This window comes from Citrobacter sp. T1.2D-1 (assembly GCF_950098555.1).
In the GTDB taxonomy this organism is placed as follows: domain Bacteria; phylum Pseudomonadota; class Gammaproteobacteria; order Enterobacterales; family Enterobacteriaceae; genus Citrobacter_A; species Citrobacter_A telavivensis.
Map to the genome: position 1 here is coordinate 1 of NZ_CATNHH010000025.1, position 14,962 is coordinate 14,962.

Below are 14,962 nucleotides of genomic sequence, written 5' to 3' on the forward strand. Positions count from 1 at the left end.
GTGCTTTTGCCGTTACGCACCACCCCGTCAGTAGCTGAACAGGAGGGACAGCTGATAGAAACAGAAGCCACTGGAGCACCTCAAAAACACCATCATACACTAAATCAGTAAGTTGGCAGCATCACCCAGCGGACGTTCATCCGGTCCTCATTTACATTACGAGCTGGTCATCAATAACAATCCTGTTAATTCACTGTCGTTCCGGGCATCGGCACCCGCTGATAACAAACTCGAACAGCATGCCTTTGCGCATGCCAGAGACTACGAACGATACCTGGACTGATAACGGGACCGCGACGCGGCCCCGTTTGCCGGATTAATTTTTTTTATCGTTTTCACTTCCGTGATGTTGGTGATCCCCATGCCCTCCGTGGCCGTGGAAAAGATGCATTAGCGGGCAGACCAGCAATAACAGATATGGCCAGTAACCTGCCACATGTGACCAGTGTTCTCGCAGGAGGGCAAATGCCGCGATCGCGGCGACAGCAATAAGCGCATAGGTGGTACTTTTCATACTGGACTCCTTCTGTTCATAACAGACCCTTCACTCAGTGTTATTTCCCGAGCCTGACACTTTTCAGACGCAACGCATTCACAATGACGCTGACGGAAGAAAGAGCCATGGCCGCCGCCGCAATAACTGGCGACAGCAGTATTCCATACACAGGATAAAGCAGGCCTGCAGCCACCGGCACACCAAGTGCGTTGTAGATAAATGCAAAAAACAGATTCTGTCGGATATTTTTCATGGTGATCTCTGACAGATGACGGGCCCTGTTCAGTATCATCAGGTCGCCTTTGAGAAGGGTGACTCCGGCACTTTCAATTGCCACATCTGTACCCGTTCCCATGGCTATACCCACGTCAGCCGCTGCCAGCGCCGGGGCATCATTCACACCGTCTCCGGCCATCGCAACCNTAGCGCCTTCCATCCGCAACGTATCCGCAACGGCCTTTTGATTATCAATAACGATACTGTTTTCCTGCATAGCCAGTTCATTACCAATAACAACCCGTTGACCTTCGACATCGCCTGAGACACCTTTCCCCGACGGGGCATTGAAATTACTGACGGCAGGTATCACGATCCCCTTTTCCTGCGCGGCTCTGACAACAGCCATACCCAACGGATGCTGCGAACCTTTTTCCACTGCAGCTGTTACACGTAAAAGAGATATTTCCCCACCCGGACTGAGACTGATAATCCCTGTCACCGTAGGCGAACCTTCCGTGAGCGTGCCTGTTTTGTCGACAACCAGCGTGTCCACTTTTTCAAGACGCTCAAGGGCTTCGGCATTCTTGATTAACACCCCGGCCTGGGCGCCTTTGCCCACCCCCACCATTATCGACATCGGCGTGGCCAGTCCCAGCGCGCAGGGACAGGCAATAATCAGGACCGACACAGCCGCAATGAGACCGTGCGCCATCCTGGGCTCGGGCCCCCAGACAGACCAGATCAAGAAAGCAACAACCGCGATAAGTATCACCAGAGGAACAAACCAGCCTGAAACGCTGTCTGCCATTCTCTGGATGGGGGCACGCGAACGCTGTGCATCAGCGACCATCTGAACAATTCGTGAGAGCATCGTTTCATCACCGACTTTCTCTGCTCGGATGATAAGACTACCTGTCTGATTAATCGTCCCCCCAATGACAGGTTCACCCTCTTTTTTGGTAACCGGCATAGACTCCCCGGTCACCATCGATTCATCAACAGTTGTTTTGCCTTCGACCACGATACCGTCGACCGGAATACTCTCTCCAGGTCTGATGCGGAGCTTATCGCCAGGCAGGACATCTTCTGCATTAATATCCGTTTCATGACCGTCATGATCCAGCCGCCTGGCTGTTTTGGGGGCAAGGTTCAGAAGCGCAGTAATGGCACCTGAGGTTTGTTCCCGTGCCCGCAGTTCAAGAACCTGTCCCAGCAGAACAAGCACCGTAATTACTGCTGCGGCTTCAAAATAAACGGCCACCAGGCCATCCATGTTTCTGAACGATGCAGGAAACCAGGAAGGGAAGACGGTTGCAATGACGCTGTAAACCCAGGCTGCGCCGGTCCCCATTGCAACAAGGGTAAACATATTCAGGGAGCGGTTACGCAACGACATTCCGGCCCGGGCGAAGAATGGCCAGCCACAGTACAACACGACTGGAGAGGCCAGAAGCAGCTGCAGCCATGTGTTGTATTGTGGCGGTACTGTATTCCTCAAGGCGGGAAACAGATGAGATCCCATTTCGAGTATCAGAACCGGAAACGCCAGCAACAACCCCAGCCAGAAGCGTCTTGTCATGTCGCGAAGTTCATCACTCGGCCCCGTCGATGCCGTGGCTACGAGCGGTTCCAGTGCCATTCCACAGACAGGACAGCTTCCGGGACCACTGCGGCGTATCTCCGGGTGCATCGGACATGTCCACACACCTTCAGAAATATCTTTCTCCGCCTGATGGTGAGGCTGTTTTATCTGGTCTGGGCTGACTTCGTGGTGATCGTGGTGGTGGTGGGAATGTTCACTGGCATCTTCGGTAAGATAACGGTCGGGATGGGCTGTAAATTTACTCTCACAGCTGGCAGAGCAGAAATAAAGCTGATGGTCCTGGTATCGAATGCTGCTGTGCGCCTTGTCGGGCAGGAATGCCATCCCGCACACGGGATCTCTCACCTTATGCAATACGTGGCTCTCGTCCGGGGATAATGTCTGTTCAGAAGCAGTCTGGTTGTTGTGTTGCACTACATTGTCATTTTTCACAGTAACTCTCCTTATGCATGCCTGAAGCATTTTCTGTCTTCAGGGTATGTCATGGATGCGATTACCACGAATGTCGCCGGCACAGGAGTGCCTGCTGCCGGCGTCCCGTTATCAGCCGTTCCGCTGACTATTCGATTCGCTGGAAGACTTTTTTACTGCCCTCCGGAGAGAATGAAATAACATCGTAAGCCTCTTTACGGGCCCCCATCTCCATTCCCGGGCTCCCCGCAGGCATGCCCGGGGTGGCAAGACCATAAATCCCTGAACCAGACAGCATTGCCTTATGTATCGTGGCTGCAGGCACATGGCCTTCAATGATCAAATTACCAGTAACTGCGGTATGACAGCTTCTCAGCTCAGCAGGAACAGCATATTTTTCTTTCAGGGCTGACAGGGCCTGATCATTCATGACGTGGGTCCGCACCTCAAACCCGTCCTTTTCCATCGCCTTGCCCCACAGGGAACAGCAACCACAGTTTTCAGACTTGTACATGTCTATTACTTTTTCACCTGCCATTGCAGGAAGTGAAAGGCCAAAAGCCAGGGTCATTAAAATTATTTTTTTCATACTCACCTCTGTATGTTATCGATATAAACCCTGACGTCAGGGTGAATTTATGCAAAAGGACACCCGCAGGGGTGCCCTTTCAGGGTTATGACACGCTCTTTTTATGTCTGCGCAGCCAGATGAGTTTATAGGCGGCAGGAATAATGAACAGGGACAGCAGCGGAGCTGTGATCATCCCGCCAATCATGGGGGCCGCGATACGGCTCATGACTTCTGAACCTGCGCCGGTACCCCAGAGTATCGGCAGCAGACCCGCGATGATCACCGCCACGGTCATGGCTTTCGGCCGGACACGCAGCACGGCACCATGATAAAGGGCTTCATCAAGACCTTCCGGTGTGAACGTTTCTTTGTTTGACAGTTCCGGATGCGCTTCAATGGCATGACGCAGATACATCAGCATGACCACGCCAAACTCTGCTGCCACACCGGCCAGGGCGATAAACCCGGTTCCGGTTGCGACTGACATATGGAAGCCCTGCCAGTACAGGAACCATATCCCGCCAACCAGGGCGAACGGCAGACTCATCAGGATCAACAACGCTTCATCAACCCGGCGGAACGCCAGATACAACAGGATGAAAATGATCATCACCGTCATCGGCACCATCAATTTAAGTTTCTTGTTGGCGTGCTCAAGCAGTTCAAATTGTCCGGAGAATGACACGCTGGTACCCGGTCTAAGTTTCACTTTCTGACTGATAGCCGTTTTAATATCATTAACCACCGACACCATATCCCTGCCGCGCGCGTCAATGTAAATCCAGCTGGCTGGACGGGCATTTTCCGTTTTCAGCATAGTCGGCCCTGAAACGACCTTAATATCCGCGACATCGCCCAGCGTGATCTGCTGCTTCATCGGGGTCAGGATCGGCATCTGTTTCAATGCATTTGGACTGTTCCGATAATCCTGTGGATAGCGAATATTAATCGGGTACCGGGCCACGCCTTCAACCGTTTCCCCTACCGTTGCGCCGCCGATGGCTGATGAGACAAACAGCTGTACATCACCAACAGTCATACCGTAACGGGACGCTTTTTCCCGGTTGATATCGATATCGATGTAACGCCCGCCTTCAAGTCGCTCAGCCAGGGCAGACACCACGCCCGGCACGGTTTTGGCTACCGCCTCGATACTCTGCGCAGTCGCATCAATATCGGCCAGGACAGTCCCTGAGACCTTGATACCTATCGGGCTTTTGATCCCGGTTGAGAGCATATCAATACGGTTACGGATAGGCGGAACCCAGAGGTTTGCCAGACCCGGTAAACGGACGGTCTTGTCGAGTTCTTCAATAATCTTGTCAATCGTCATACCCGGACGCCACTGATCCTCAGGTTTGAGCTGGATCGTGGTTTCCACCATTTCAAGCGGTGCGGAATCCGTTGCGGTCTCTGCTTTACCGGTCTTGCCAAATACAGAGGCCACTTCAGGAACGCTTTTGATTAACTTGTCCGTCGTCTGCAGGAGTGCTGCAGCTTCTGCCGGAGAGACGCCAGGCAATGTTGATGGCATATACAGCAGGTCGCCCTCATTGATCTTCGGCAGAAACTCCCCCCCCACCTGACTCAATGGCCATATAACGGTGAAAATGGACAAGGCCGCAACCAGCAGGGTTGTTTTTGGCCAATGGAGGACCCGCAGCAGCAATGGATGATACGCTTTGATCAGCACCCGGTTCAGGGGGTTACTGGTCTCGGCAGGAATTTTTCCCCGGATCCAGAATCCCATCAAGATCGGAATGACAATGATGGCCAGCGCGGCCGCTCCCGCCATGGAGTACGTTTTCGTGAATGCCAGCGGGCCAAACAGACGTCCTTCCTGACCTTCCAGGGTAAAGATAGGAATAAAGGACAGGGTGATGATCAGCAGGCTGATAAACAGTGCGGGTCCCACTTCCACGGAGGCGTCGGTAATCACCTTCCAGCGGGTGGCGTTGTCAATCTGCTCACCCGGATGCTGATGATCCCACTCCTCAAGCCGTTTATGCGCATTCTCAATCATCACAATGGCGGCATCCACCATCGCACCGACGGCAATAGCTATCCCTCCCAGCGACATGATATTGGCGTTTAGTCCCTGGAAGTGCATGACGATAAAGGCGATACACAGGCCAAGCGGCAGAGAGATAATCGCCACCAGGGCAGAACGTACGTGCCACAGGAACAGGGCACAGACGATGGCCACCACGAAAAACTCTTCCAGAAGTTTGGAACTGAGGTTATCAATCGCCCGGTCGATCAACTGGCTGCGATCGTAGGTGGTCACGATTTCAACGCCTTCCGGCAGGCTGGCCTTCAGCGTCTCCAGTTTATCCCTCACTGCCGTGATAACGTCGCGCGCATTTTTACCCGACCGCAGGATCACCACGCCGCCAGCGACTTCTCCCTGGCCGTTCAGCTCGGCAATACCACGCCTCATTTCGGGCCCGGTCTGCACGCGGGCAACATCCCGCAGATAAACCGGCACGCCGTTCTCACCTGTTTTCAGGACGATGTTATTAAAATCATCAATGCTCTGAAGATAACCGCTGGCACGGACCATATACTCCGCTTCGGCCATTTCAACGGATGAACCACCGGCCTCCTGGTTAGACGATTCAAGAGCCTGTTTCACTTCGGGCAGGCTGATCCCATACTGGGACAGTTTTACCGGATTGACCTGAATCTGGTACTGCTTCACCACGCCACCAACCGAGGCTACCTCAGCCACGTTCGGGATGGTCTTCAGTTCAAATTTCAGAAACCAGTCCTGCAAAGAACGCAGTTCTGAAAGGTCGTGTTTTCCGCTGCGATCGACCAGGGCATATTCAAATATCCAGCCCACTCCCGTGGCGTCCGGACCGATTTCAGAGCTCACACCCGCAGGCAGTTTGCCCTGAACCTGATTCAGGTATTCCAGCACGCGCGAACGGGCCCAGTACAGATCGGTCCCGTCTTCAAAAATGACATATACATACGAATCACCGAACTGTGAAAAGCCACGCACGGTTTTTGCGCCAGGTACGGACAGCATGGTGGTGGTAAGCGGATAGGTGACCTGGTTTTCTACAATCTGCGGGGCCTGTCCGGGATAGCTGGTTTTAATAATGACCTGCACATCTGACAGGTCAGGCAGCGCATCGACCGGCGTGTTAATTATCGTCCATGTGCCCCAGATGCTGAGAAACAGTGCCCCCATCATGACCAGGAAACGGTTGGCGACAGAGCGCCGGATAATCCATTCAATCATCGTCGTCTCCTCAGTGCCCTGAATGCATATTTACAGGCTGCTCAGACATTGCTGGCATACTGTTTTCTGTTTTTTCAGGGTGGCGCATACGTTCCAGCGCGCCCGTAATATTGGCTTCGGAGTCAATGAGGAACAGGCCACTGACCACCACGGTATCGCCTTCATTCAGGCCGGAGCCAATGCCGGACTGTTGCTGTGATTCATGCAGAACGTGGATCTGTTTCGGCACAAACTTGCCTTCATCATCAACAGTAATCACGCGCTGTTCTTTGCCGGTATCGATAACGGCCTGGCTTGGTATCAGCAGCATCTCCTGACTTTGGGTATTCAGTTTGAGATAGGCATTCATGCCCGGCTTGAGAAACTCATCCTTGTTAGTAACCTGGAGGCGGACCTGAAGCGTGCGGGTTGTCTGATCCACGCTGGGAAGAATGTTCCATTTTTCGACATGGAATGTTTTATCCGGATAAGCCGGTACCGAAATTTCAAACTGCGACGTATCTTTCAGCAGATAGGCGATAGATTCTGGCACTGCAGCGCTGATCCAGACCGGGTCCATCCCCTGAATCTGAGCCACCACCTTATCTTTGGAAATATTCATGCCGGTGCGCAGGTCAAATGCAGTAATGACACCATCAATAGGTGCTTTAATGGTAAAACGGGTCTGGATTGTGCGGGTTGAACGCAGCCTTTGAATATCCTCTTCCGGCATACCAGCCAGACGAAGTCGCTCCAGAACCCCTTTTATCTGGGTTGGCGTACCGCCTGTACCGGATAACAGCAGAAACTCACTTTGTGCCTCAACCCATTCAGGAATGGTGATATCGATAAGCGGAGTGCCTTTCTTCACATGATCGCCAATCGTCAGGGGATACACTTTTTCGACGAAACCGTCAGAACGCGCCTGCACAATGACAAACTGATATTCGTTGTAACTGACATTAGCCGGGATTGTCTGAGAATAATTCAGCATTCCTCGCGTGACTTTTTGCGTTTTTAATCCCAGATTCTGAACCTGAGTTGGATCGATACGGATCCCGCCACTGCTTTTATCGCCACTTTCATCAGCATATTTCGGCACAAGGTCCATATCCATAAAAGGCGATTTTCCGGGTTTATCAAATTTGGTATCCGGTTTCATAGGGTCATACCAGAAAAGTACCTTTTTCTCCGGTGCCTTTTGTTCTGCTGGTACTGTTTTTTGTGATGAGTTTAAATACTGCCAGGCAGTAACCGATATCAGCCCCCCTGCTATGAGGCTGCTGATAATTATTGCAGCATATTTTATCTTTAAAGAAGCCATACAATTTCTCGCTGAAAAATCAAAACACCTGGCATATGCGCACGATTATTCATTCACAGTAATCCCATAATGAATGTTCAGGCGCACTGGATGTATTCGCTCCGGACTGTTAATCAGGATTGCGTAACGTTAATGCTTTTGAGTAAGGAGATATTGCCCTGCTGAATAAACGAGAAATCGACATGGTTGCCGGTTTTCAGGGCATTGATAGCGTCGTCTGCATTAACAAAAGTGAAGCGCATGGTCATTGCAGGCCAGCCCACCGCCGGGATTGCTTCGTGCGAAATGGTAATCTTTTTACTATTCATATCAATGTCTTTAACGATACCGGTGCCCTTGATAACCTGCTGTACCGAAGCATCACTGGCAGCATTCATATCGCCATGCTGATGTGTTTCAGCATGAAGACCGGCAGAAAACATGACAGAGAAGGCACCAAATAAAACGGCTTTAAGTGAATTACGCATTTTAATTTCCTGATTAATTGAATAAATTTACTCTACCCAACCGCCACCCAGCGCGGTAAACAGATTAATTTCGTTAACCTGTCGGGAATAGGTAAGATCGAGAATGGTTTGCTGCGTCGCGAAGAGGGAACGTTCTGCATCCAGCACTTCGATGTAACTGACAGCACCACTTGCATACAATCCTCTGGCACGCTGTAGAGTTATCTGAAGTGAATCAAGATAACGCTGCTGTGACTCAAGTTGCTGGCTAAGGCTGTCGCGCAGCGCAAGCGTGTCGGAAACATCCTTAAAGGCTGACTGAATTTTTTGTTCGTAATTAACCACGGACTGTTGCTGGCGAATTTCAGCCAGCTTCAGATTGGCTTTGTTCCTGCCAGCATTAAATATAGGAATTTCAATTTTAGGAATAAAATTCCACATTCCACTTCCTGACGTAAAGAGGCTGGACAGCTCCGTACTGCTAGAGGAGAGACCACTGGTCAGGGTAATGGACGGGAAAAAAGCCGCTCGCGCTGCGCCAATATTGGCATCAGCCGCTTTCAACTGGTATTCCGCTTCCATAATATCCGGACGCTGCAGCAATATTTGTGACGACAGATTTGGTGGCAATTTTACTGGTGCGATCTCCCCACCTTTAATCCCTTTTTCTGACGGAACTGCGCGGTACGTTCCCAGCACCAGTTGCAGGGCATTGTTTGCCTGAGCCAGATCGCCTTCTCGTTTGGCTATTTCGGCGCGGGTACTTTCGATTTGCCCCCTGGCTTGTTCAAGCGCCAGAACGTTCGTACTCCCGGTCACCAGTTGTTGCTCAACGAATGCATAAGACTGTTCATAATTTTTCAGCGTTTCCCGCGCAATACGGAGTTGTTCGTACGCCAGTTGCTGGCTGAAATAGCTCTGTGAAACGTTGGAGACCAGCAGGATGTGTACGGCACGACGGGCTTCTTCGCTGGCAAAGTAGTTCTGGCGATCAGCCTCACTCATGTTCTTAAGTTTGCCAAAAAAATCGAGCTCATAGCTGAGCTCCAGACCCGCGTCGTACTCCTGTGTGGTCGGCTTGTCACCTTTCAGACCACCGTTGTATGTGATCCCGGATGAGGCATTCAGTTGGGGATAACGATCTGCATCCGTGACGTTGAACTGGGCCCGGGCCTCTTCAACCTTCAGGGCAGCCATTCTCAAATCACGGTTATTATTCAGGGCTTCACCGATCAGCCTGCTGACCTGGGGATCGACAAAAAAGTTTCGCCAGCCCGTATCCTGATAGCTGTTTACCGCAGGCGTCAGACTGTTTTTAGACAATGAAAACTGCTGGGGAACCGGAGCTGGCGGACGCTGATATTCAGGTGCCAGAGAAACACAACCAGCCAGGATGAATATGGTACTGATGCTGAGTAATTTTAATTTGAACATAACGCTTCTCGTACAGGCAGACCTGGTAAATGGTTCAAACGAAGTCCAGAGTATTGATAGGGATACTTTACCGAACGCTCTCTGTTTGCCGGGTGACAGGATAATGACAATGTTGTCATTTTTGCTGTAATCCGTTGATAACGATCGTGGGCGCAATAAAATGACATTAGCAGCCAGCCGGGGAGCATGATGAAAATATTAATCGTTGAAGACGAAATTAAAACAGGTGAATATCTCAGCAAGGGGCTGACAGAGGCGGGGTTCGTCGTGGATCACGCTGATAATGGTCTGACCGGATATCATCTTGCCATGACAGCCGAGTATGATTTAGCCATCCTGGATATCATGCTGCCTGATGTAAACGGCTGGGATATCATCCGTATGCTGCGCAGTGCCGGAAAGGGGATGCCGGTATTACTGCTGACGGCCCTTGGCACGATTGAACACAGGGTCAAAGGACTTGAGCTGGGTGCGGACGATTATCTGGTGAAGCCCTTTGCGTTTGCTGAACTGCTCGCCCGGGTAAGAACCCTCCTCAGGCGGGGAAACACGATGATCACGGAAAGCCAGCTTAAAGTGGCTGACCTCTCGGTTGATCTCGTATCCAGAAAAGTCAGCCGCGCCGGGAACCGCATTGTGCTCACCAGTAAAGAGTTCAGCTTGCTGGAATTCTTCATTCGCCATCAGGGAGAAGTTCTTCCCCGCTCCCTGATTGCCTCTCAGGTCTGGGACATGAATTTTGACAGCGACACTAACGCGATTGATGTCGCAGTAAAGCGACTCCGCGCTAAAATAGACAACGATTACGGGACAAAACTGATCCAGACAGTGCGGGGCGTGGGCTACATGCTGGAGATCCCGGATGCATAGCAAACCGTCCAGACGACCTTTCTCACTCGCGCTGCGGCTGACCTTTTTTATCAGCCTGTCCACAATACTGGCGTTTATCGCCTTCACCTGGTTTATGCTGCATTCTGTTGAAAAGCATTTTGCCGAGCAGGATGTCAGCGATCTGCAACAAATCAGCACCACACTGAGCCGTATACTCCAGTCCCCGGCAGATCCGGATGAAAAAAAAGTAAGCAAAATAAAGGAATCGATCGCCAGCTACCGCAACGTTGCCCTTTTGCTCCTCAATCCCCGGGGTGAGGTGCTGTACAGCTCTGCGCAGGGGGCAGCACTACGCCCGGCCGTGAATTCAGCCGATTTTAGCGAGCACAGCCGCGCACGGGATGTCTTTCTCTGGACGGTGGAGGATACTGCGAGAGCGATGGATACCGGGTCCGGAATGAAGATGGAAACGTACCGGATTATCGCCTCCTCTGGCCAGGCGACATTTCAGGGCAAACAGCAGAATTATGTCATGCTGACTGGCCTCTCCATTAATTTCCATCTCCATTACCTCGATGCGCTGAAAAAAAATCTGATTGCGATCGCCGTCGTGATAAGCCTGCTGATTGTTCTGATCATTCGCATCGCTGTCCGTCAGGGGCACCTGCCCCTTCGTAATGTCAGCAATGCCATTAAAAACATCACCTCCGAGAATCTTGATGCGCGGCTGGAACCGACACGCGTTCCCATTGAGCTGGAGCAACTGGTTATCTCGTTCAATCATATGATTGGAAAGATTGAGGACGTCTTTACCCGCCAGGCCAATTTCTCTGCCGATATCGCGCATGAGATCAGAACGCCCATCACCAATCTGGTGACGCAGACTGAAATCGCACTGAGTCAGGATCGAACCCAGAAGGAACTTGAGGATGTCCTCTACTCCAGTCTTGAAGAGTATAACCGGATGACCAAAATGGTCAGCGACATGCTGTTTCTGGCACAGGCGGACAATAACCAGCTTATACCTGACAGGGTCCGTTTTGACCTCAGAGCAGAAGTCATGAAAGTCTTCGAGTTTTTCGAAGCCTGGGCCGAAGAACGCAATATCACGCTCAAATTTAACGGGATGCCCTGCCTGGTTGAGGGAGATCCACAAATGTTCAGAAGAGCGATCAATAATCTGTTATCCAATGCCCTGCGTTATACCCCGGAGGGACAGGCCATCACCGTCTCAATAAGAGAGCAGGAGAGTTTTTTTGACCTTGTGATTGAAAATCCGGGGAAACCAATCCCTGAAGAACATTTATTAAGGCTTTTTGACCGTTTTTATCGGGTGGATCCGTCCAGACAACGAAAAGGAGAAGGCAGCGGCATCGGCCTTGCGATTGTAAAGTCAATCGTGGAAGCACATCACGGAAGAGTGCGGGTGGAATCGGACGTACGCTCCACGCGTTTTATCTTATCCGTGCCCAGACTGGAGAAAATGATCCCGGAAATCCAATGCTGAGAATAAAGATTTAAATGACAAAGATGTCATTAGCCTGTCATGCAGCAAACAGAAGCCATTCGATATAATTAGTGCAACTTATCAGGAAGGCTGGATTGCTTCATCAATACCCGGCGTCAGAGTACGCCAGGAAATGAATATCCAGCCTTCTCCCGGAGAAATAAACGCTGCCGAACCTGTTTCAGTTATGGAACTGAAAACACCGGTTGTACTTCCCCGGACATCACTAATTCAGAAATGGAGAGTTATCATGAAAAATATCGTATTAGCATCTTTGCTGGGCTTTGGTTTAATTACATCGTCCTGGGCCACTGAAACCGTGAATATCCATGATCGCGTCAACAATGCACAGGCTCCTGCTCACCAGATGCAGTCTGCTGCGGCTCCTGTCGGGATCCAGGGGACTGCTCCTCGTATGACCGGTATGGACCAGCATGAACAGGCCATTATTGCTCATGAAACCATGACGAACGGCTCGGCGGATGCGCACCAGAAAATGGTGGAAAGTCATCAGAAGATGATGGGAAATAACACAGTATCCACGACCGTCCCGTCAACATCTTACACGGCGATGAATGAGCATGAAAGAGCAGCGGTTGCCCATGAATTCATGAATAACGGGCAATCCGGCCCACATCAGGCCATGGCCGAAGCGCACCGCCGCATGATCAATGCAGGCTGAATGCGACTGTAGTATCCGTGCTTTTACCCTTTCCTTGATAGATTATTCCTTAACCGGATATGTTGTGAGATTTTTGCCCCCGTCAGGGGGCTTTTTTATCTGACTCAGCTACAATTAACCGGTACCTGTCTGAAAGGATTTATTAAATGAAAATCAAAAACACCCTTTTTGTAATATTAATGTTATCCCTGCCAGCCATTTCTGCTGAACATTCGGAAATGAAAATGTCAGATATGCACTCATCGGCATCGTCACAGGAATATATGGCTGGCATGAAAGACATGCATGACAAAATGATGGCCGCCGTTAATGAGCCCGATCCCGATAAGGCCTTTGCAAAAGGTATGATCGCACACCATGAAGGAGCAATAGCAATGGCTGAGACCGAACTTAAATACGGAAAAGATCCCGAAATGAGAAAGCTTGCGCAGGACATCATTAAAGCTCAGAAAGGTGAAATCGAGCAGATGAATAAATGGCTTGGCAGTCAAAAATAAAGATTGCAAAAACGCCATAATAAGCGTAATTTTAATTCACTCCCGGGCACGGGAGCCTGTTAAACGTTAAATAATTAAAACCCGATTAATTTCGGGTTTTTTATATACTATACTCCGGTCCTTTGCTGTGGACCGGAATATATGCAGCAGCGATAATTTTTACACATTATCTCGTCATGGCAACAATATCGCTCAGGATCTCAACCAGCTCAATCCTTTCCTGCATTCCGTCATGATAGGTTGATCTTGAGATGATTCTTTCCGCTGTCATCCGGGGCCAGAATTTATCAAGCACATTATCGGGCTTCATTCCCACCGCCCGGCCAATTATTTTTTTAGCATCACAGGTGTCCGTAAACGTGACGGCTACACCGGTCATTTCTTCGATCAGATCCGGGCAGAGATAGTTCTCTATTTCACGTTTACGCGTGGCGAAGAATACCTTACCGGCATCCTCCACTTCTCTTTTACGTTTCTGAATGGACATAACCTGTGCAGGGTCTCCCCCAATATCGGAGTCCAGAAAAACGCACCAGGGAAGCCCCAGATCGTTGGCCAGATTCAATGTAACCCAGTGTTTGACGCTGCCACACCCTCCTATGAGGACTGGCACTATTTTCACGTCCTCCAGAGAGGCTGGCAGCACACCTGACTGTTTTAATGAACTGGCCGCATGCCTCAGGAAAGTGACATCCGACTTTCCCTCTACCAGAACAATCCCCTGCGCCCTTTCCATACCGGTCTCTGGTAGCACCCCCAGGCTTTCAGTGGCTTCCTTCAGCACAGCGTCATCCGGCATTTTTACTACGGGTTCACCCGCCTCATTTCGGGTGACATAACGTACACCTTCGACAGGGATCAATCCGGCCAGCGCCGGGACATGGGTGGTGACGATAATCTGACGGTGCGGCTGGCCTGCCAGTGCCAGCAACGCTTTCATCAGCATCATCTGATAGTTTGGCTGCTGTGACGTTTCAGGCTCTTCGATGGCATAAATCATGTTTCTGGGCGTCCCCGCGACATTCTTTTCAGCCTCAGCCCGGAAAAAATTCAACAGGATAAGCCTCCTTATCCCGCTGCCGCGCTTATTGATGGGGATGCCATTTTCCCCGTCCAGGGTGAAATTGAAGGTCCACTTGGGTTTTTCCTTAAATCGTGGAGTCAGTTCACTGGCGAGTTCGGGGGCCATTTCACGTAATTTATCCGGGTATACGGATTTAATGGTTGATGGGGCACCTTCACCCCATCAATCTGATACCACCCTCAGATGGGGTCCGCTTGGAAAAGGGAAAATAACCTACGCTAAGACTACTTTTTAACCAATCGGCTATTGGATATCACTCGGTTCGCGGGGCTACAGCGTTTCTGTGTCCGAAACCGAACGATTGCGTACACCATGCCAATAACATGTACGAAAGTAAGCAAAACTGTTAACGGACAGTCAGATCGTTCCGTACATCCCTTACGGTCAGGGGTTCGCGCTCAATGGAACGAAATCACTCGTTAAGCTCAAAACGCTTAACGTAGGAAAATTTCCGTTTTCCAAGCGGACCCCAAGACCATCAATCGCTGGCTGGCCGAAGCAGGCGTCATGATGACCCAAGGCACTTTGGTGGATGCCACCATCATTGAGGCACCCAGCTCTACCAAGAACAAAGAGCAGCAACGCGATCCGGAGATGCATCAGACCAAGAAAGGCAATCAGTGGCACT

11 protein-coding genes and 4 pseudogenes are annotated in these 14,962 nt (G+C 50.7%); 5 read left to right on the forward strand and 10 right to left on the reverse strand.

Translation table 11 applies throughout. From position 1 onward, the window contains the following. From QQZ17_RS18000 to silC, 9 genes and pseudogenes are all read right to left on the reverse strand, one after another. A partial coding sequence (locus QQZ17_RS18000; RefSeq protein ID WP_001568368.1) for an IS1 family transposase occupies positions 1-71 on the reverse strand: 71 nt, incomplete at its 3' end. Between the two features lie 245 nt (positions 72-316). After that, positions 317-514, reverse strand: coding sequence for a DUF2933 domain-containing protein (locus QQZ17_RS18005; RefSeq protein WP_000843494.1), 198 nt, complete (start codon positions 512-514; stop codon positions 317-319). Between the two features lie 40 nt (positions 515-554). After that, positions 555-918: pseudogene (locus tag QQZ17_RS18010) on the reverse strand (haloacid dehalogenase); the annotation flags it as partial. Position 919: 1 nt separating this feature from the next. Next, positions 920-2,780: pseudogene (locus tag QQZ17_RS18015) on the reverse strand (heavy metal translocating P-type ATPase); the annotation flags it as partial. 97 nt (positions 2,781-2,877) lie between these two features. Continuing rightward, positions 2,878-3,318 (reverse strand): DUF411 domain-containing protein, encoded by a 441-nt coding sequence (locus QQZ17_RS18020; protein WP_001549797.1) that lies wholly within the window; start codon positions 3,316-3,318, stop codon positions 2,878-2,880. A gap of 85 nt (positions 3,319-3,403) precedes the next feature. Then, complete coding sequence (silA, locus tag QQZ17_RS18025; RefSeq protein WP_032231520.1) at positions 3,404-6,550, reverse strand: Cu(+)/Ag(+) efflux RND transporter permease subunit SilA; 3,147 nt, start codon at positions 6,548-6,550, stop codon at positions 3,404-3,406. A gap of 10 nt (positions 6,551-6,560) precedes the next feature. After that, positions 6,561-7,853, reverse strand: coding sequence for a Cu(+)/Ag(+) efflux RND transporter periplasmic adaptor subunit SilB (gene silB, locus QQZ17_RS18030; protein ID WP_001446341.1), 1,293 nt, complete (start codon positions 7,851-7,853; stop codon positions 6,561-6,563). A gap of 113 nt (positions 7,854-7,966) precedes the next feature. Next, positions 7,967-8,320 carry a Cu(+)/Ag(+) efflux RND transporter periplasmic metallochaperone SilF gene (locus tag QQZ17_RS18035; RefSeq protein ID WP_001246152.1) on the reverse strand — a complete coding sequence of 118 codons (354 nt, stop codon included), beginning with the start codon at positions 8,318-8,320 and terminating at the stop codon, positions 7,967-7,969. Between the two features lie 27 nt (positions 8,321-8,347). Further along, a complete protein-coding gene (gene silC / locus QQZ17_RS18040; protein ID WP_001507116.1) occupies positions 8,348-9,733 on the reverse strand; it encodes a Cu(+)/Ag(+) efflux RND transporter outer membrane channel SilC in 1,386 nt (461 codons plus the stop codon). A gap of 189 nt (positions 9,734-9,922) precedes the next feature. Between silC and silR the strand changes: the two genes are divergently transcribed. The 4 genes from silR (at position 9,923) to copM (ending at position 13,250) form a co-directional block, all read left to right on the forward strand. Beyond that, on the forward strand, positions 9,923-10,603 hold the full coding sequence (gene silR / locus QQZ17_RS18045) for a copper/silver response regulator transcription factor SilR (protein ID WP_000697966.1): 681 nt from the start codon (positions 9,923-9,925) through the stop codon (positions 10,601-10,603). After that, entirely contained in the window at positions 10,596-12,071 is a 1,476-nt protein-coding gene (gene silS / locus QQZ17_RS18050) for a copper/silver sensor histidine kinase SilS (protein ID WP_023165801.1), read from the forward strand. Before silR ends, silS begins: the two co-directional genes overlap by 8 nt. Positions 12,072-12,321: 250 nt before the next feature. Continuing rightward, positions 12,322-12,753 carry a silver-binding protein SilE gene (gene silE, locus QQZ17_RS18055; RefSeq protein WP_023165800.1) on the forward strand — a complete coding sequence of 144 codons (432 nt, stop codon included), beginning with the start codon at positions 12,322-12,324 and terminating at the stop codon, positions 12,751-12,753. Between the two features lie 146 nt (positions 12,754-12,899). Further along, positions 12,900-13,250: a CopM family metallochaperone gene (gene copM / locus QQZ17_RS18060; protein ID WP_008786877.1), complete on the forward strand. Its 351-nt coding sequence runs from the start codon at positions 12,900-12,902 to the stop codon at positions 13,248-13,250. A gap of 166 nt (positions 13,251-13,416) precedes the next feature. On the opposite strand, the pseudogene QQZ17_RS18065 reads toward copM, so the two are convergent. Continuing rightward, positions 13,417-14,454: pseudogene (locus QQZ17_RS18065) on the reverse strand (ATP-dependent nuclease); the annotation flags it as partial. 351 nt (positions 14,455-14,805) lie between these two features. On the opposite strand from QQZ17_RS18065, the pseudogene QQZ17_RS18070 reads away from it, so the two are divergent. Continuing rightward, positions 14,806-14,962, forward strand: a pseudogene (locus QQZ17_RS18070) (IS5/IS1182 family transposase); the annotation flags it as partial.

Coding starts and splice junctions, on each gene's coding strand:
- silE (WP_023165800.1), top strand. CDS start 12,322: ATGAAAAATATCGTATTAGCATCTTTGCTGGGCTTTGGTTTAATTACA.
- QQZ17_RS18005 (WP_000843494.1), bottom strand. CDS start 514: ATGAAAAGTACCACCTATGCGCTTATTGCTGTCGCCGCGATCGCGGCA.
- silR (WP_000697966.1), top strand. CDS start 9,923: ATGAAAATATTAATCGTTGAAGACGAAATTAAAACAGGTGAATATCTC.
- silS (WP_023165801.1), top strand. CDS start 10,596: ATGCATAGCAAACCGTCCAGACGACCTTTCTCACTCGCGCTGCGGCTG.
- silB (WP_001446341.1), bottom strand. CDS start 7,853: ATGGCTTCTTTAAAGATAAAATATGCTGCAATAATTATCAGCAGCCTC.
- QQZ17_RS18035 (WP_001246152.1), bottom strand. CDS start 8,320: ATGCGTAATTCACTTAAAGCCGTTTTATTTGGTGCCTTCTCTGTCATG.
- silA (WP_032231520.1), bottom strand. CDS start 6,550: ATGATTGAATGGATTATCCGGCGCTCTGTCGCCAACCGTTTCCTGGTC.
- silC (WP_001507116.1), bottom strand. CDS start 9,733: ATGTTCAAATTAAAATTACTCAGCATCAGTACCATATTCATCCTGGCT.
- QQZ17_RS18020 (WP_001549797.1), bottom strand. CDS start 3,318: ATGAAAAAAATAATTTTAATGACCCTGGCTTTTGGCCTTTCACTTCCT.
- copM (WP_008786877.1), top strand. CDS start 12,900: ATGAAAATCAAAAACACCCTTTTTGTAATATTAATGTTATCCCTGCCA.